Origin of the sequence: Methylobacterium endophyticum, assembly GCF_050591105.1 — a bacterium.
Lineage (GTDB): Bacteria > Pseudomonadota > Alphaproteobacteria > Rhizobiales > Beijerinckiaceae > Methylobacterium.
The window spans coordinates 21952-39255 of record NZ_JBNHES010000024.1; the positions used below are offsets into that span (position 1 = coordinate 21952).

Sequence of the window (17304 nt, forward strand, 5' to 3'; positions counted from 1 at the left end):
CATGACCGCCTTCCGCACCCTCGACGATGCCGGCTCGCTCGCGGGCAAGCGCGTTCTCCTGCGCGTCGATCTCAACGTGCCGATGGAGGGCGGCCGCGTCACCGACGCCACCCGCATCGAGCGCGTGGTGCCCACGATCCGCGAGATCGCGCAGGGTGGCGGCAAGGTCGTGCTGCTCGCCCATTTCGGGCGCCCCAAGGGCAAGCGCGAGCCGAAGGACTCGCTGAAGCCGGTCGTCGGCGCGCTGAGCGAGAGCCTCGGCAAGCCCGTCGCCTTCGCCGAGGACTGCATCGGCGAGCCCGCGAAGGCCGCCGTCGCCGCCATGAAGGACGGCGACGTGCTGCTCCTCGAGAACACCCGCTTCCACGCGGGCGAGGAGAAGAACGACCCCGCCTTCGCCAAGGCGCTCGCTGAGAACGGCGACGTCTACGTCAACGAGGCGTTCTCCGCCGCCCACCGCGCCCATGCCTCGACGGAAGGGCTGGCGCATCTGCTCCCGGCCTATGCGGGCCGCGAGATGCAAGCGGAGCTGAACGCGCTGACCAAGGGCCTGGAGGCGCCCAAGCGCCCCGTGATCGCGCTGGTCGGCGGCGCCAAGGTCTCCTCGAAGATCGACCTGCTCCAGAACCTCGTCGCCAAGGTCGACATGCTGGTGATCGGCGGCGGCATGGCCAACACCTTCCTGCACGCGCAGGGCAAGCCGGTGGGCAAGTCGCTCTGCGAGAAGGACCTCGCCGAGACCGCGCACAGGATACTCGCGGCGGCCGAGGCCGCCAAGTGCCGCATCATCCTGCCCGTCGACGCGGTGGTCGCCTCGGAGTTCAAGGCGGACGCGGCCCACGAGACGGTCTCCGTCGATGCCGTACCGGAAAGCGGCATGATCCTCGACGCCGGCCCGGCCTCCGTGACTGAGATCGACGCCGCCATCGACGAGGCGGCGACGCTCGTCTGGAACGGCCCGCTCGGCGCCTTCGAGCTCAACCCCTTCGATGCCGCGACGGTCGCCGCCGCCCGGCATGCGGCCGGGCGGACGGAAGCCGGCAAGCTCGTCTCGGTGGCCGGCGGCGGCGACACCGTCGCGGCCCTCAACCACGCGGGCGTGTCGGAGCAATTCTCCTACATCTCGACGGCGGGGGGCGCCTTCCTCGAATGGCTGGAAGGGAAGGTCCTGCCCGGCGTCGAGGCGCTGCGCGCCAAAGCCTGACGCGAGGGCGACCGGCCGCACGAAATTCGCTTCCCCCGCGCGGGCCGATGCCCGGAGCGGCGCTATATCCGGCCTGAGCACAGGCCCCGCAAGACAACCGGCAAGACGAGGAGTTCGACCATGGCCCGCATCACCCTGAGGCAGCTTCTCGACCATGCCGCCGAGGAGGGCTACGGCGTCCCGGCGTTCAACCTCAACAACATGGAGCAGGGGCTCGCCATCATGGCGGCGGCCGACGCGACGAACTCCCCCGTCATCCTCCAGGCGAGCCGGGGCGCGCGCGCCTATGCCAACGACGTGGTGCTCGCCAAGCTCATCGACGGCCTCGTCGAGATCTACCCGCACATCCCCGTCTGCATGCATCTCGACCATGGCAACAACGAAGCCACCTGCGCCACCGCGATCCAGTACGGCTTCACCTCGGTGATGATGGACGGCTCGCTCAAGGGCGACGGCAAGACGCCGGCCGACTACGCCTACAATGTCGAGATCACCCGCAACGTCACCAAGATGGCCCATTGGGCCGGCGTCTCGGTGGAGGGCGAGCTCGGCGTGCTCGGCTCCCTGGAAAGCGGCCAGGGCGAGGCCGAGGACGGCCACGGCGCCGAGGGCGTGCTCTCCCACGACCAGCTCCTCACCGACCCGGACGAGGCGGCCAAGTTCGTGGCCGAGACCAAGGTCGACGCGCTGGCGGTGGCCATGGGCACCAGCCACGGCGCCTACAAGTTCACGAGGAAGCCCGACGGCGACGTGCTCGCCATGAACGTGATCGAGGAGATCCACCGGCGCCTGCCGAACACCCACCTCGTGATGCACGGCTCCTCCTCGGTGCCGCAGGACCTCCAGGACATCATCAACCAGTACGGCGGCGAGATGAAGCCGACCTGGGGCGTGCCCGTCGAGGAGATCCAGCGCGGCATCAAGCACGGCGTGCGCAAGATCAACATCGACACCGACAACCGCATGGCGATGACCGGCCAGATCCGGAAGATCCTCAGCGAGAACAAGGCCGAATTCGACCCGCGCAAGTATCTCAAGCCCGCGATGGACGCCATGACGAAGCTCTGCAAGCAGCGCTTCGAGGAGTTCGGCACCGCCGGCCAGGGTTCGAAGATCCGCCCGGTCTCGGTGGCCGCTATGGCCAAGCGCTACGCCGACGGCTCCCTCGATCCGAAGATCGAGGCGGCGCGCTAGGGCGCGGTCCGGCATGGCCGACGAGGCGGCACGGCTCACCCTGCTCTCCCCCCACCGCGTCGATGCCGGCGCGGTCGACGGGCTCGTCGCGGCGCTGTCGGCGGCCTGCGCGGCAGGCGACGTGGCGGCCGTGCTGCTGCGGCTCGCCCCCGCCGACGAGCGGGCGCTCGTCAACCTCGTCAAGCGCGTGGCGCCGGCGACCCAGGAGCACGGCGCGGCCCTGGTCCTGGCCTGCGCGGGCTACGAGGGCGATCTCGCGAGCGTCGCGGCGCGCGGCGGCGCGGACGGGGTGCATCTCGACAAGCCGGAGGAGGAGGCCCTGCGCGAGCTGCGCGGGCGCCTGCGCGACGGCCGCATCCTCGGTGCCGGCGGCATCGAGACCCGCCACGGCTCCATGGCGGCGGGAGAGGCGGGGATCGACTATCTGATGGTCGGCGGCCTCTATCCCGACGGCGTCGCCCCCGACCCGGACGCCGTCCGCGAGCGCGCGGCATGGTGGGCGGAAATCTTCGAGACGCCCTGCATCGCCGTCGCCGCGACAGAAGCCGAGATCCCGGCGCTCGCCCGCACGGGAGCCGAGTTCGTGGGGCTGGAGAGCGCGATCTGGCTCGCCGATCCCGCCGCCGCCGGCCGGGCTCGGGCGGCGCTGACGCCGGCATGAGGCGCGCCCTCGCGATCCTCGCCGCGGCGGCGCCGCTGCTGACGGCCGTCCCGGCGCAGGCGGCCGCGGACAAGAGCCCGGACACCGTGAAGCCCGCTCCCGCCCCGGCGCGGCAGACCCTGCCGACCCGCGACCTGCCGTCGCCCTATACCCCGAACTTCTCGGGCGGGGCGCGGCCGCCGCCCTCCCCGCAGACCCCGGATTTCGCCTACGGCGCCTATCAGCGCGGGCAATACGCCACCGCCTTCCGCGAGGCGACGAAGCGCATCGAGGCCGACCGCAAGGACGCCTCGGCCATGACGCTGCTGGGCGAGCTCTACAACCAGGGCCTCGGCATCAAGCAGGACCCGGTGCGCGCGGCCGAGTGGTACAAGCTCGCCGCCGCCGAGGGCGAGCCCAACGCCATGGCCTCCCTCGGGCTGATGGCCCTCGACGGGCGCGGCATGCCGAAGGACCGCAAGGCCGGCGAGAAGTGGCTGGAGCAGGCGGCGGCGAAAGGGCAGCCCACGGCGGCCTACAACCTCGCGCTGCTGCTTCTGTCGGGCGGCAGCGACGCGGACCTCGCCAAGGCCGCCACCTATTACCGCAAGGCGGCGGACGGCGAGATCGGCGCCGCCCAGCACGATCTCGGCGTGCTCTATCTCAAGGGCCGGGGCGTGCCGAAGGACCCGGCGCTGGCGGCGCAGTGGTTCCGCCGGGCGGCCGACAACGGCGATCTCGCCGGCGAGGTCGAGTTCGCGATCCTGCTCTTCAACGGCACCGGCCTGCCGAAGGACGAGGCGCGCGCCGCGCGCTACTTCCTGCACGCCGCCTCGCGCGGCAACGCCATCGCGCAGAACCGCGTGGCGCGGCTCTACGCCATCGGCCGGGGCGTCCCGAAGAACCTCGTCGAGGCCGCCGCCTGGAACCTCAGCGCCGCCGCGCAAGGGTTGTCCGACGCCTGGCTCGACCAGACACTCGGCGGACTCGGCACGGAAGAGCGCGCCAGGGCCGAGCGCCTGGCCAACGACCGCATCAACGTCCGTTAGGGTCTGTCGGGCGCTTTCAGAAGCACCTAGTAGACCCTCGATCGTTGTTTTGCCGTCTATCCGAACGGAGAACCGGAACCCGCTTCGCCTGGATGGGCTCCAACCCAACGGCACGCGTCGCCTCTTCGGAGAGTTCGGCATGGCACGGCTCGACGGCCTCTCGGCCTTTCCCATCACCCCGTCGGATGCCGGCGGGCGGGTCGACATCGCGGCCTTGCGCCGGCTCGTCGGCCGCCTGCGCGAGGGCGGGGTCGATTCCATCGGTCTCCTCGGCAGCACCGGGACATACGCCTATCTCTCCCGCGCCGAGCGCCGCCGCGCCCTCGACGCCGCGCTCGACGAGGCGCGCGGAACGCCGCTCCTCGTCGGCATCGGGGCGCTGCGCACCGACGAGGCCGTCCGGCTCGCCGAGGACGCGAAGGCGGCGGGCGCTGCCGCAGGCCTCCTCGCGGCGGTCTCGTACACGCCGCTGACCGAGGACGAGGTGTTCGCGCATTTCCGCGCGGTGGCGGGCAGCGGCCTGCCGCTCTGTATCTACGACAATCCGGGCACGACGCATTTTCACTTCACCCCGAGCCTCGTCGGCCGCCTGAGCCGCGTGCCCGGCATCGTGGCGGCCAAGAGCCCGGCCCCGGATGCCGCTGCCGTGCCGGCCCATCTCGCGGCGCTCCGCGCGGCGGTGCCCGAGGGCTTTTCCCTCGGCTACAGCGGAGACTGGAACGTCACGGAGGCCCTGCTCGCCGGGGCGGACGGCTGGTTCAGCGTCGTCGCCGGCCTGTTTCCGCGCACCGGCGCCGCCATCGTCGCGGCCGCCCGGCACGGCGACGCCGAGGAGGCCCGGCGCCTCGATGCCCGTCTCGGGCCCCTTTGGGACCTCTTCCGCGCGCATTCGAGCCTGCGCGTGATCTATGCCTGCGCCGACCTTCTCGGGCTCTGCCGCGCCGAGCCTCCGCTTCCGATCCTGCCGCTTCCCCCCGAGATGCGGGGGCGGGTCGCGGAGGTTCTGGAGCGGCTCGGCCTCGACTGACACGGTTGATAGCGCGTTCCCCCTCTCCCCTGTGCAGGAGAGGGTGGCCCGCGAAGCGGGTCGGGTGAGGGGAGCGCCGTATCCGGAGCGGGCGCTCCCCTCTCCCGACCCTCGCTGACGCGAGGCCCACCCTCCCCCGCACAGGGGGGAGGGAAACGCGCGTGGCCGAACGGATCGATCAGATCAGGACGCCGCCGCGTTGCGTTTGCGGGTGGCCGCCGCCTTCCGGGCCGAGGCCGAGCGCTGTTCCGCCGTGCGGGTGGTGGAGGTCTTGCCCCGGCCCGAGCCGCCGGGCTTCTTGCCGCCGCCGTCCTCCTTGTTCACCGTCACCCAGGCGCGGGCCTGCGCTTCCCGCTCGGGCACGCCGCGCTCCTCGTAGGACTCGGCGATGTGCCCGGCCTTGCGGATCTGCTTGTCGGTGTATTTCGACTTGTCACCTTGGGGCATGACGCGCTCCTCGCCTCGCGCGCCCCGCGCCGTTCAGGGTGTCGGGCCTTGCGCGTCGAGGATCTGGCGGACGCGCCGGCTCAGGTCGGAGCGGCGATAGGGCTTGTTCAGGATCTCGAACTCCGAGCCCCCCACATCGGTTCGCTCCAGGCTCGCCTCGGCATAACCCGTGGTCAGCAGCACCTTGAGGTCGGGCTGGCGCTTGCGGGCCTCGCGGGCGAGCATCACGCCGTTCATGCCGCCGGGCATGATGAGGTCGCTGAACAGGAGGTCGACCGGCTCGCTGGCGTCGAGGATGGCAAGCGCCTCGCGCGCGTCGCCGGCGACGAGGGTGCGGTAGCCGAAATCGCGCAGGATGGTGCGGGCGAGCTCGGCCACGTCGCTCCGGTCGTCGACGATGAGGACGGTCTCCGTGCCCCGCTCGTCGCTCGCCGCGGCCACGGGCTTGACGCTTTCGTCCTCGCCCCCGTCGACGGCCGGAAAGAACAGGGACACCGTGGTGCCGGCTCCCACGCGGGAATCGATCCGCGCCCCCCCGCCCGACTGCTTGGCGAAGCCGTACACCATGGAGAGGCCGAGGCCGGTTCCCTTGCCCTCCTCCTTGGTGGTGAAGAACGGGTCCATGACATGCGCCAGGACCTCCGGCGGGATGCCGGTGCCGGTATCGGCGATCGACAGGCAGACATAGCGCCCGGCATGCAGCGGCCCGGTCCCGGTGAGCTCGCGCTCCCCGACGGAGCGGTTGGCCGTCGTCAGCGTGATGACGCCGCCGCCCGGCATCGCGTCGCGCGCGTTGATGAGCACGTTGAGGATCGCCACCTCGGCCTGGGTCGGGTCGATACGGCAGGTCCAGAGATCGGCCGCGTCCCTGCGCTGGATGACCACCGTCTCGCCGAGCGCCCGGCCGACCATGTCGCTCATGCCGTCGAGCAGGGTGTTCAGGTTCAGCGCGCGGCCTTCGAGGCGCTGCTTGCGGGAGAAGGAGAGGAGCTGGCCGGTCATCGTGGCCGCCCGGTCGGCGGCCTGCCGGATGGTGTCGGTGGCGCGCGTCAGGCGGGCGCGGTCGATCTCCGGCTTGGCCAGCCCGGCGGAGAGGATGTCGACATAGCCGACGATCACCTGGAGGAGGTTGTTGAAATCATGGGCGATGCCGCCCGTGAGCTGGCCGAGGGCCTCCATCTTGTGGGCCTGGCTCAGCGCCTCCTCGGCGTCGCGCCGCCGCGACACGTCGAGCTGCGAGCCGAAGAAATAGACCACCTCCCCTTGCGGATCGAAGACCGGCGAGACGAACAGGGCGTTCCAGAACGGCGAGCCGTTCTTGCGGTAGTTCATGATCTCGCAGGAGAACTCCCGCTTTTCGGCGACGGCCGCGCGGACGGCCTCGACGGTGGCCCGGTCCGTGCCCGGCCCCTGGAGGAAACGGCAGTTGCGGCCGAGAAGCTCCTCCGTCGAATAGCCCGACATGCCGACGAACGCCTTGTTGGCGAAGATGATCGGATTGTCGGGCTGGCGCGGATCGGTGACGATCATCGGCATCCGCGTGGTTTCCACCGCCGCGAAGAACAGGCTCCCGCGCCCGTCCGTGATGTCGGAGGCCCTCCCGCTCATCGTCGGCCCCGGAGACCCGGTCGGCGGGGTTTCAGGCGTGTTGGACATGCTCGCGCGACGTCACCGGAAGGCGTGATGGGGAAGCGCCGGAACCGTAACAGAGCGGATCGAGCGCTGTCACGGCGAGCGTGTGACGTTCGGCGGCGGCCTCAGCCGTCCTCGCCCTCGTCGCGGAAGCGGACGCGCTCGATATTGGCGCGCTCGAAGGCCTGCATGACGTGCTGGTAGGAGCGCTCCATGTCGCGGCCGCCCTCGCCGTCGCGGGCCGAGTCTGCGGCGTCCCCTTCCGCCTTGGCGCAGGGTTTGAGCACGAACATCAGCATCGAGCGGCCGGTGACGTCGTAACGGCTCCCCGTTTCGAAGCTCTCGGCGGCCTGGGCGTCGGATAGGTTGGTGTCGAGGAGGCGGGTCCAGGCCGCGCCGCCCACGGATTCCGGCAGGGTGAACGACACGAGATCGTGATAGGCGTTGTAGAGCACGAGCAGCGTCGCATCCCCCCCGCGACGATGGATGCCCGAGGCCTGGGCGCGCCCGTCGACGAGCACGGCGAGCGAGAGGGCGAGACCGTCCGCCCAGTTCTCGCGGGTCATCTCGCCGCCGTCCGGCCGCAGCCAGGTCACGTCCTTGACGCCGAACTCCTCGTCGTAGGCCCCCGTCAGGAAGCGCCCGCGCGTCAGGATCGGCAGCGCCGAGCGGAGCAGGATGAGGCGCTGCGTGAACTCGGCGAGGTCGCGCTCCTCCGGGCCAATCTTCTCCCAGTCGATCCAGGAAACCTCGTTGTCCTGGCAATAGGCGTTGTTGTTGCCGGCTTGCGTCCGGGCGAACTCGTCGCCCGCGAGCAGCATCGGCGTGCCGCGCGAGAGAAAGAGCGTCGCCAGCATGTTGCGCATCTGGCGGAAGCGCACGGCGCGGATGGCCGCGTCGTCGGTCGGCCCCTCGACCCCGTGGTTGGAGGAGAGGTTGTGCGAGTGGCCGTCGCGGTTGCCCTCGCCGTTCGCCTCGTTGTGCTTGTCGTTGTAGGAGACGGTATCGTTCAGGGTGAAGCCGTCATGGGCGGTGAGGAAGTTCACCGAGGCCCAGGGCTTCCTCCCGCGCTTGTCGAACTTGTCGGCCGAGCCGGTGATGCGCGAGGCGAGCGACGGCAAGAGCCCCTGGTCGCCCTTCCAGTAGCCGCGCACGTCATCGCGAAAGCGGTCGTTCCACTCGGCCCAGCCGGGCGGGAAGCCGCCGACCTGATAGCCCCCCGGCCCGCAATCCCAGGGCTCCGCGATGAGCTTCACCGCGTTCAGCACGGGGTCCTGCCGGCAGGTGTCGAGGAAGCCGCCGCCTTCGTCGAAGCCGTAGGACTCGCGCCCGAGGATCGTGGCGAGGTCGAAGCGGAAGCCGTCGACCCGCATCTCCGTCGCCCAGTAGCGCAACGAATCCGTCACGAGCTGGAGGACGTGCGGATGCGAGAGGTTGAAGGTGTTACCCGTGCCGGTGTCGTTGATGTAGTAGCGCTCCTCCTTCGGCAGCAGCCGGTAGTAGGAGGCGTTGTCGATGCCCTTGAAGGACAGCGTCGGGCCCTTCTCGTTGCCCTCGGCGGTGTGGTTGTAGACCACGTCGAGGATCACCTCGAGCCCGGCCCCGTGGAGCCGCGCGACCATCTCCTTGAACTCGGAGAAGGCGAAATCCGGCACCGCCGCGTAGCGCCGGGCAGGAGTGAAGAACGAGATCGTGTTGTAGCCCCAGTAGTTCACGAGGTTCTTCTGCTGGAGATAGTCGTCCTGCACGAAGGCATGGACCGGCAGAAGCTCCACGGCGGTGACGCCGAGGCTCTTGATGTAGTCGAGCACCGGCTGCGTCCCGAGGCCAGCATAGGTGCCGCGCAGCTTCTCGGGAACCTGCGGATGCAGCTTGGTGAACCCCTTCACATGGGTCTCGTAGACGATCGTCTTCTCCCAGGGCACGTTCGGCTTGACGTCCCGCCCCCAGGTGAAGGCCGGATCGATCACGCGCGAGCGGCGGGTGAAGGGGGCGCTGTCGCGCTCGTCGAAGGTCAGGTCGTCGCCGGTCTCCATCTTGTAGCCGAACAGGGCCGGGTTCCAGGTGATCGAGCCGACGAGCCCCTTGGCGTAGGGGTCGATGAGGAGCTTGTTCGGGTTGAAGCGATGGCCGGCCGTCGGCTCGTAGGGGCCGTGGACGCGGTAGCCGTAGATGGTCCCCGGCCGCGCGTCGGGCAGGTAGCCGTGCCAGACCTCGTCCGTGTATTCGGGCAGTTCGATGCGCTCCAACTCCGTCTCGCCGGCGTCGTCGAACAGGCAGAGCTCGACCTTGGTGGCATGGGCCGAGAAGACGGCGAAGTTCACGCCGAGCCCGTCCCAGGTCGCCCCACGGGGATAGGGCCGGCCCTCCCGGATGCGCGAGCGCGCGACGCGGCTTGAGGCGGGCTTCGTCTTCGATCCGCGGGCGGTGTCGGGCATGCTCACTCCGATGGGGCCGAACCGCGGCGGCGCGCGGACGATCTGGCTCGGGTTGAACGTGCCGCCTGCGGCTAAGGTCCGGCGGAGAGAAAAAAATTCCGCTGCGTCGCGGCATGGCGCGGACCGGCATGGTCCCCGGCGGTCGCCGGCCTAGATCCATCCCTCGCGAGACGGGAGCCCATGGCCCGCGACATCGTCGCCATCGACACGATCTATCACGAGCCGGCGGTGGAGGATTTCGCCCGCGGCCGCGAGGTGCTCGCCCGCTTCCCGCAGGCGAGGCGCATCGTCGTGCCCTCGCACTGGAACATCCCGACCCTCCACGGCAACGAGGGCGCGGTGGAGGACTGGGTGCGCATCAAGCGCTCGGTGCTGGTGCTGGGGGTGAAGAAGGGGCTCGCCATGCGGCCGAACGGGCGCAGCGCTCATTTCATCGCGCCCTCGCTCTCCAACGGCTGCGCCATGGCCTGCGCCTATTGCTACGTGCCGCGCCGCAAGGGATACGCGAACCCGATCTCGCTCTTCGTCAATGTCGAGGAGATTTCGGCCGCGATCGCGCGCCACGCCGCCCGCCAGGGCGCGCTGCCGCAGCCCGACAGCATCGACGGCCGGGCCTGGGTCTACGACATCGGCGAGAACGGAGACCTCTCCGTCGACGCCACCCTCGCCGACACGCTCCGCGACGTGGTGGCCCTGTTTCGCGGGCTGCCCAACGCCAAGGCGTCCTTCGCCACCAAGGCCGTGAACCGCGACCTGCTCGGCTACGATCCGCAGGGGCGCACGCGCATCCGCTTCTCGCTCATGCCCGAGCGCATCGCGCGGATCGTGGACGTGCGCACGGCGCCCATGGCCGAGCGCATCGCGGCCATCGACGATTTCGTGGCCGCCGGCTACGAGGTCCACCTGAACTTCTCGCCGGTCATCCTCTACGAGGGCTGGGAAGCGGACTGGCGGACCCTGTTCGATCAGGTCGACGGCGGCATCTCGGAGGCCGCCAGGCGCCAGCTCAAATGCGAGGTCATCCTGCTCACGCACAACGCGGGGCTGCACGCGGTGAATCTCGGATGGCACCCGAAGGCCGAGGCTCTCCTCTGGCGGCCGGACATCCAGGAGGCCAAGCGCTCGGAGGGCGGCGGCGACAACCTGCGCTACCGCGCGGGCTGGAAGGGGCGCTGGCTCGCCCGCTTCAGGGCGCTGCTCGCCGAGCGCATGCCCTATTGCGAGGTGCGCTACGCGTTCTGACGACGGGCACGGAGGAGAAGGCCATGAGCGACGAGGCCAAGAACGATAAGGCCAAGAACGACAAGGCCATGAGCGACCACGAGACCTACCTGCGGGAGGCCGTCGACCTCGCGTTTCGCAACGTCGCCGAGGGCGGCCGCCCCTACGGCGCCGTCGTGGTCAAGGACGGCGTGGTGCTCTCGCGGGCGGTCAATACCATCCACAGCACCGAGGACCCCACGGACCACGCCGAGATGCGGGCCTTGCGCGAGGCGAGCGGCAAGCTCGCGAGCCGCGACCTATCGGGATGCGTGGTCTATGCCAGCGGCCAGCCCTGCCCGATGTGCCATGCCGCGATGCGGCTTTCCGGTATCCGCGAGGGCTATTTCGCCTATGCCGCGACCGAGGCCGAGGGCTACGGCCTGCTGAGCGCCGGCATCTATGCTGAGCTCTGCCTGCCCCTCGACGAGCAGCCCATGCGCCTGCGCCAGATCCGGCCGGAGGGCGACGCCGCCCCCTACGCCCGCTGGAAGGAACGCCAGGGTTGAGCGCGACGACCCTTAATGCGTCCAGGGCGCCGTGCGGTTGAACTTGAAGTTGTCCGAGTAGGACAGACCCTTGCGCAGGGCCACCTTGTGCGGCTCCTCGACCCGTGCCGCGATGCCCTCGCGGGCGGCATAGGCCACCGCCTCCTCCCGCGTGTCGAACTCGAGCCGCACCTGCTGGAGCATGTCGGACGAAGCGGTCCAGCCCATCAGCGGATCGGCCTCGCGCGGGCTGGTGCGGTCGAATTCCAGCACCCAGACCTTGGTGCGCGCCGTCCCGGACTGGGAGGCATCCTTGGAGGGCTGGAAGATGCGGGCGCTCGGCATCGGCGGTTCAAGGCTCCGAAAATCATGGTCGGGGCGATAGGATTCGAACCTACGACCCCCTGGTCCCAAACCAGGTGCGCTACCAGACTGCGCCACACCCCGACACGGCTTCTTCCCTAGGGAGAAGGGTCGTTCCGGTCAATCTGAGCCCTCGTCACGGCCCGGCTTAAGGGAACGAAAAGGCGTCGAAAGGCGCGCTTCGGGACATAGGGTCCCGGAAAAATCCCGGAGTTTGTTCCACGCGCGTTCTGGTGGCTTCCGCGCCCTCGGCGCCTTCGCGGGAGGGCATGCGTGATGGGTAACGCACCTGCATGGCGCGATGAATTCGCTGCCGCCGGCTACAAGCCGTTCACGGACAGCCTCCTGGCGCATCGCGAAGAGCATACCCCAGCGGATCGGCGCATGTATGTCGGCTCGATGCAGAAGCGGGTCACGGATCGTCGCGGCACCCGCTACTTCGTCAACGTGGCCCTCTGGGACCTCACGATGCACGAGGGTGGACGACGCAGCGCGAGCGCTAGCGTCCACTTTCAGATGTTGGACGACAATTGGGACGGGGCTGCCGAGGTCAGGCGATCCGTCGAGGGCAGCGTTGCGGAAACGGAGGAGTGGTACGCCGACCTCTGGCAGCGAATGGGGTGGGCCTATTACGAGGTCGACCGCGACGAAGAGCCCGCCGGCAATGTCGTCCTCCCCGCCCCTCTTGAGCAGGGAAATGGGGAATGACGCCGATCGAGACGCTTCAAAGTGAGATCGAGGGCTTCCGCAAGCTCGGGGCCGGATGGGATGGCGAGTCGGCCGAGAAGCCGAACGAAGCGTCTATCAAGGCGGCGATCCTGTACGTGGACCTGCGGTCGGATTTAGCTGGCCTCTGTGAAGCCGCCCTGCACGTGGACGGCAGTGTCATGCTCGAAGCCGACGATGATAGCTGGACGGTCCGTTTCGCATCATCGGGCAGCATGGTTGTCGCGGGCAAGCCCCCCCCTCTCTCTCGTAGGGGTCTGCACGGAGAGGGAGGATCGGGGGTGAATGCAGCAGCTAACGCACCACGTGCTCGCGGCGAAGCGCCGCCCACCCCCAAGGACAGCCGCTCAGGTGTCTCCCTCAGCACTCTTTTGCCAAAAATCAGCGACAAAATGTGCCAACCCGCACGGAACGCCCTTCACGGCGGACTACATATATGAAAAGCAACGTCTTGCTAACGGCCTTGTGCCCGAATCCCTGGGGGCCAGCCACCCAGGGTGAGCGGAGGCTTGAAGGTACTATGGAACAAACTGCAAAGCTTATGACAATCGCGATCCGCGAGTCTGACTCCGGAATGTTTTTCGCCACGAGCGAGGATGAGCCCACGTTTTTCGTGACGGCTATGAACGTAAATGCGCTTTACGAGTTAATCCCGCTCGCCATTGAAGATATGTTCCGAGATCGGAACGGAATCAAGATTTCAGCCTTCCCGACCGACCGCGGCGATTTTGGGCATAAACCTTGGGCGATTGTGCCCGAAGAATTGCTTGTAAAGGCGGCCTCTAAGTCGGATAGCGCTGCCTGCTGAGGCACTTAGCGCGTGGACTCTGTCGATTACGATCGGGCTCTGAGGAGTCTAGGCGTCTGTGGTCCCACTGGCGAGATGAAGTCCGCCAGTGGCCACTGGATTCACGTTTACACGATGCCGGACGGGTCGAGGAAATACCTCACTCCTGGTGACCTAATGACACCTGCGCAGCGAAAAGCTGTGGTCGATGAGTTGCATAGGCATCTCGGGATAATTGAGCAGCAGCGTCAGAACGGGCATCACGACTGCTGAGCCCTTGAAGCGAGCGGCTGCGTTATACGGCATCGCTAGGGTTAAAACCGCATCAAGGTGTTGTGTAGGCTTTGGTTTTATGATTCGGGGTCGCCGTTTGCAGCGTGGAGGCGGCGATGGCGGATCTGTTCTGGCTCTCGGACGACCAGTGGGCGGTGATCGAACCGTTCATGCCCCGCAACCAGCCCGGCCCCGAGCGCAAGGACGACCGGCAGATCATCTCCGGCATCCTGCACGTGATCGCCGCTGGCTGTCGCTGGTGTGACTGCCCGGCCGCCTACGGCCCCTCCACCACGGTCTACAATCGCTTCAACCGCTGGTCCCGCCGCGGCTTCTGGCGGGCGATGTTGTCCGCCCTGGCCAAGACAGGCTGGGCCGGGGACGCGGCCGCCCTCGACAGCACCTACGTCAAAGCGCATCGCTCCGCCCACGGCGGCAAAGGGGGGCTCGCGCGCAAGGCATCGGCCCGTCGCGCGGCGGTCAGACGACGAAGGTCCACGCGCTCACCGACGTCCTCGGCCGCCCCGACGTCCTCCTGCTGACGCCGGGCAATGCCAGCGACGTGACCACCGCCCCGGCGGTGCTGGCCGAGGCCCCCGGCCGCATCCGCCGCCTGGCCGCCGACAAGGGCTATGACGCCGACTGGCTGCGCGCCGCCCTGCGGGACCAGGGCATCACCCCGGTCATCCCAGGCAAGCGCGGCCGCAAGCGAAAGATCCGCCACGAAAAACGCCGCTACCGCGAGCGTTGGCGGATCGAGGCTACCTTCAACCGCCTCAAGGACTTCCGCCGCATCGCAACCCGCTACGACAAGCTCGCCCGCAACTACGCCTCCGCCCTCGCGCTCGCCGCCGTCATCGCCTTCTGGTGCTGATCGAGTCTCGACCCTAGAACTATGCATCGTAGCGCCATGCCCGACCACCCTCCCCGCATCCTCAACCGCGACGAAACCCACCGCCCTCACTACACCTTGATGGCTGAGGAGATCGTTGCCATTGCCAGACGATGCGAGAGGCGCGCTGCGGCTGGGATCGCTTCCGGTCCATCCTCCATTCCGCTCGTTGCTGAGGCGTTTCGGGCTTTGGCGCGGGAGAGGGCGAAGCGGTGACGGACGATCATGATTTCTCGCGCCGTCAGCTCTCGGCAGAGGTCCGCGAGCGACGACGCGGGCTCCACCGCCTGATGGTGGTCGTCCTCGTTCTCGGCGCGGTCGCGACGCTGGTCTCAGCAGGGGCGCTGACATGGGTAAGGCTATAAGCCGGACCTGTGGGGCGGGATCGCCTACGCGATCCTCCGCCACGTCATCGGTGGCCCCTGAACGGACCTGCCTCGGACACGTCGATCCCGCCGCCCCCGTGACAGGCACGATCCATCTCGCGAGCGACGCCGAGCAACCGATATCGCGCCGCCGGGTCCAGCCTGCTCCAGATCGCCAGTAGCTCAGGGGCGCCGTCCTCGCGAAGGCCGCTAGCGTCGCGAACGAAACTATCGGGCGACCGGTGGGTCAGATGCGCGATATCGACCAACTGCGCGCGCAGAACGTCTGCCGCGATCAGGGGGCGGGAATTCGTGGGCTCGCTCATTGGGGCAACCTGCTGGGCGGTAAACGGACATCCAGAATACGCTGCATGGCCACCCTGACGCGATCACGATCTTGGTCGGACAGGGCGTCGAGCGTCGCATTCAGGCAGGCGCTTGCTTCCTGATCGTCCGCCGCAGCATGGCGCGCCGCGATGGCAGCGCAGACCTCTTGGAGCAGGCGAAGTGCGTCCTGCTCCGTTGGGGCGGAGCCGCTGCCAGATTTTTGGACACCCATGCCAAAATTGCCTCTACGTAGCTCAAAGTTATCGCTGTAAATAATTGCCGACAATCTAACGCGGCCAAAAGAGACACGTAGATGCAAAAGTCACACAACAGCTTGAAGATCGTCGTTGTGACGACTCAGGAACAGTTGATGCATGCGCTGTTCATCAGAAGCATATGCTTTATGGAAGAAGAGCATCTCAAAATTTCGCACGCTTTCGACGGGAACGATTTCCAGGCAACCCATATGGTTGCCTATGACTGTGATGAGCCGATCGGCGCAACTCGTATCCGGTGGTTCAAGGATTTCGCAAAAATCGAGCGGACCGCCTTCCGGCCGGCCTTCCGCAACGCCAGGACGCTCAAGACCCTCTCGGAGTTCGTGTTCGCGCATGTCGCTCGCAAGGGGTACTCCAGGCTCATCACGCACGCCGGCCCGCGCTATGTCCCGCTTTGGCGGCGCGTGTTGGGCTTTGAGGTTGTCGAAGGCAAGCCCCCCCTGGTCAGTCCGGATTACGAGGACTGCGTCGAGCTCGTGAAGGAGCTGGTCGTGCCTCACAATGCGATCTCGCAGCACAGTGATGTGGGCACACTCTATCGGGTCGAAGGTGCGTGGGACACACCCACCTGGCTGGGCTGACTCCCGGCGGTAGGAAGAAAGCTCATGTCGGACCCGAACAACCCATCCGAACTGCGCACGAACTTTCAGTCTCCGATCTTGGACGATGATCTTGCCGAATATCCGCGCATCGATCCCATGTTGATTGCGCTGCCCTTGATGCGCGTCGACAACATCGCCATTGACGCTGAGATCGCCTTTCAGTTGCAGGAGATCTACGAGGATATCGCCAACCGCTACTTGGATATGTCGATCCTATTGCGGAACTACGTCGAGAGAGAGGAGCGCAAGCGGGCGTCTACAGATCGTGAAAAACCTTGAAGCCTGGATCCAGTCCAACCGGGACGATCAGATCCTTGCTGAACCAGCGCTCGTCAGGGCCGAACAACGAGACAAGCAGATCTCGAATGATGGCGACAGGTTTGGCTTCGAGCCGATCGGTGAGGAACGAGGCGTAAAGCGGCAGCCGAACGTGAATGCCGATGTCGATGTGGACGGCTGTCGGTTCTTGCAGCACGTAGCTCGCGAGCAAGCCAATACCCAAACCAGATTTTACCATCATGGCATAGATGATCGAGCTGTCGGAGAAATGGCGAGCACGCCCCTGCTTGACCGCTCCCTGCCAGCCCTGCCAAATCGGCACCGGTGCTGAGTATTTTTCTGTTTCTATAAAATAATGATCCGACAGATTTTCTTTTGTCGGCAGACCAAATTCGTCAACGTATTGCCGGCTTGCCACAGGCACGAGATGCAGCCACCCGAGTTGAATGTTCGTTACGTCTTTATGTTCATCAGGGCTGAACGCCATGATGCAGTCTGTCAGGTTTTCGCGCAGAGACCGATAGTTGCTCAGCGCATTGAGATGGACCTGAATTTGCGGATATTTTTCCGAGAATGAGCGCAGGGCGGGTGTTACGAAAATGAGGGCAAGGCCATCGGGGCAGCCGAGGCGCACGATGCCCTGCGGCACTCCGCGTGGGGTGGCAACTTCGCGAGCCAAGGCAAAGATGTCCCGATCAACACGGGATAGAGATTTGGCCGATTCCTCGCCATGCGAGGTCAGTGTCAGGCCTGATGTGTTGGAGACGATCAACTGCGCGCCGATCTTATCCTGCAACCGGCGTATCTGGGTCTGCACGGTGGCGCGGCTGATCCCTAGCTTCTCTGCCGCGCGGGATGTCGACTTCTCGCGCGCGGCAACGAGGAAAGTGCGCATCTCAGCCCAATACGAGCTATGCAGGATTTTAGGTGACGGCGGCGGTCAGGCGGCGCGGTGATCTGGGCTCGCGGTGACCTCGGTCCCGTCGCGGAAGATGACGCCGGCCACGACCTTCGGCAACTGGTTTTCGCCCTT

The 17304-nt window shown here is 67.4% G+C and carries 18 protein-coding genes, 1 tRNA gene and 1 pseudogene; 14 read left to right on the top strand and 6 right to left on the bottom strand.

Features of this window, described 5'->3' with window-relative positions:
- Position 1 precedes the first annotated feature (1 nt).
- The 5 genes from ACP56T_RS20115 (at position 2) to ACP56T_RS20135 (ending at position 5114) form a co-directional block, all read left to right on the top strand.
- Positions 2 to 1204 carry a phosphoglycerate kinase gene (locus ACP56T_RS20115; protein ID WP_430913937.1) on the top strand — a complete coding sequence of 401 codons (1203 nt, stop codon included), beginning with the start codon at positions 2 to 4 and terminating at the stop codon, positions 1202 to 1204.
- Positions 1205 to 1324: 120 nt separating this feature from the next.
- Complete coding sequence (gene fba / locus ACP56T_RS20120) at positions 1325 to 2398, top strand: class II fructose-bisphosphate aldolase (protein WP_430913938.1); 1074 nt, start codon at positions 1325 to 1327, stop codon at positions 2396 to 2398.
- Positions 2399 to 2411: 13 nt separating this feature from the next.
- A complete protein-coding gene (locus tag ACP56T_RS20125; RefSeq protein WP_430913939.1) occupies positions 2412 to 3059 on the top strand; it encodes a thiamine phosphate synthase in 648 nt (215 codons plus the stop codon).
- Positions 3056 to 4087, top strand: coding sequence for a tetratricopeptide repeat protein (locus ACP56T_RS20130; protein ID WP_430913940.1), 1032 nt, complete (start codon positions 3056 to 3058; stop codon positions 4085 to 4087). Before ACP56T_RS20125 ends, ACP56T_RS20130 begins: the two co-directional genes overlap by 4 nt.
- A gap of 139 nt (positions 4088 to 4226) precedes the next feature.
- Positions 4227 to 5114 carry a dihydrodipicolinate synthase family protein gene (locus tag ACP56T_RS20135; protein WP_430913941.1) on the top strand — a complete coding sequence of 296 codons (888 nt, stop codon included), beginning with the start codon at positions 4227 to 4229 and terminating at the stop codon, positions 5112 to 5114.
- A 183-nt stretch (positions 5115 to 5297) separates the two neighbouring features.
- Here ACP56T_RS20135 and ACP56T_RS20140 read toward each other — a convergent pair whose 3' ends face one another.
- The 3 genes from ACP56T_RS20140 to glgX form a co-directional block, all read right to left on the bottom strand.
- Entirely contained in the window at positions 5298 to 5561 is a 264-nt protein-coding gene (locus ACP56T_RS20140; protein WP_430913942.1) for a plasmid stabilization protein, read from the bottom strand.
- A 33-nt stretch (positions 5562 to 5594) separates the two neighbouring features.
- A complete protein-coding gene (locus tag ACP56T_RS20145; protein ID WP_430913943.1) occupies positions 5595 to 7217 on the bottom strand; it encodes a histidine kinase famiy protein in 1623 nt (540 codons plus the stop codon).
- A 101-nt stretch (positions 7218 to 7318) separates the two neighbouring features.
- Positions 7319 to 9631, bottom strand: a complete 2313-nt coding sequence (gene glgX, locus ACP56T_RS20150; RefSeq protein WP_430913944.1) for a glycogen debranching protein GlgX — start codon at positions 9629 to 9631, stop codon at positions 7319 to 7321.
- Between the two features lie 180 nt (positions 9632 to 9811).
- On the opposite strand from glgX, the gene ACP56T_RS20155 reads away from it, so the two are divergent.
- Together ACP56T_RS20155 and ACP56T_RS20160 are read left to right on the top strand one after the other, a co-directional pair.
- On the top strand, positions 9812 to 10873 hold the full coding sequence (locus ACP56T_RS20155; protein WP_430913945.1) for a spore photoproduct lyase family protein: 1062 nt from the start codon (positions 9812 to 9814) through the stop codon (positions 10871 to 10873).
- Between the two features lie 68 nt (positions 10874 to 10941).
- A complete protein-coding gene (locus ACP56T_RS20160) occupies positions 10942 to 11400 on the top strand; it encodes a nucleoside deaminase (RefSeq protein ID WP_430913956.1) in 459 nt (152 codons plus the stop codon).
- Between the two features lie 12 nt (positions 11401 to 11412).
- On the opposite strand, the gene ACP56T_RS20165 is transcribed toward ACP56T_RS20160, so the two are convergent.
- Together ACP56T_RS20165 and ACP56T_RS20170 are read right to left on the bottom strand one after the other, a co-directional pair.
- Positions 11413 to 11724 (bottom strand): ETC complex I subunit, encoded by a 312-nt coding sequence (locus ACP56T_RS20165; RefSeq protein WP_430913946.1) that lies wholly within the window; start codon positions 11722 to 11724, stop codon positions 11413 to 11415.
- 25 nt (positions 11725 to 11749) lie between these two features.
- A tRNA-Pro gene (locus ACP56T_RS20170) sits at positions 11750 to 11826 on the bottom strand.
- A 192-nt stretch (positions 11827 to 12018) separates the two neighbouring features.
- Here ACP56T_RS20170 and ACP56T_RS20175 point away from each other — a divergent pair.
- The 7 genes and pseudogenes from ACP56T_RS20175 (at position 12019) to ACP56T_RS20205 (ending at position 16271) form a co-directional block, all read left to right on the top strand.
- A complete protein-coding gene (locus tag ACP56T_RS20175; RefSeq protein ID WP_430913947.1) occupies positions 12019 to 12450 on the top strand; it encodes a hypothetical protein in 432 nt (143 codons plus the stop codon).
- Entirely contained in the window at positions 12447 to 12908 is a 462-nt protein-coding gene (locus ACP56T_RS20180; protein ID WP_430913948.1) for a hypothetical protein, read from the top strand. Before ACP56T_RS20175 ends, ACP56T_RS20180 begins: the two co-directional genes overlap by 4 nt.
- Positions 12905 to 13276 (top strand): hypothetical protein, encoded by a 372-nt coding sequence (locus ACP56T_RS20185; RefSeq protein WP_430913949.1) that lies wholly within the window; start codon positions 12905 to 12907, stop codon positions 13274 to 13276. The genes ACP56T_RS20180 and ACP56T_RS20185 overlap by 4 nt, the downstream gene beginning before the upstream one ends.
- A gap of 422 nt (positions 13277 to 13698) precedes the next feature.
- A pseudogene (locus tag ACP56T_RS20190) lies at positions 13699 to 14402 on the top strand (IS5 family transposase).
- A 230-nt stretch (positions 14403 to 14632) separates the two neighbouring features.
- Positions 14633 to 14785, top strand: a complete 153-nt coding sequence (locus ACP56T_RS20195) for a hypothetical protein (protein WP_430913950.1) — start codon at positions 14633 to 14635, stop codon at positions 14783 to 14785.
- Positions 14786 to 15425: 640 nt separating this feature from the next.
- A complete protein-coding gene (locus tag ACP56T_RS20200; RefSeq protein WP_430913951.1) occupies positions 15426 to 15971 on the top strand; it encodes a GNAT family N-acetyltransferase in 546 nt (181 codons plus the stop codon).
- A 24-nt stretch (positions 15972 to 15995) separates the two neighbouring features.
- Positions 15996 to 16271, top strand: a complete 276-nt coding sequence (locus ACP56T_RS20205; protein WP_430913952.1) for a hypothetical protein — start codon at positions 15996 to 15998, stop codon at positions 16269 to 16271.
- Here ACP56T_RS20205 and ACP56T_RS20210 read toward each other — a convergent pair.
- Positions 16249 to 17166 carry a LysR family transcriptional regulator gene (locus ACP56T_RS20210; protein WP_430913953.1) on the bottom strand — a complete coding sequence of 306 codons (918 nt, stop codon included), beginning with the start codon at positions 17164 to 17166 and terminating at the stop codon, positions 16249 to 16251. The two genes, ACP56T_RS20205 and ACP56T_RS20210, sit on opposite strands and share 23 nt — an antisense overlap.
- Positions 17167 to 17304: the final 138 nt, after the last annotated feature.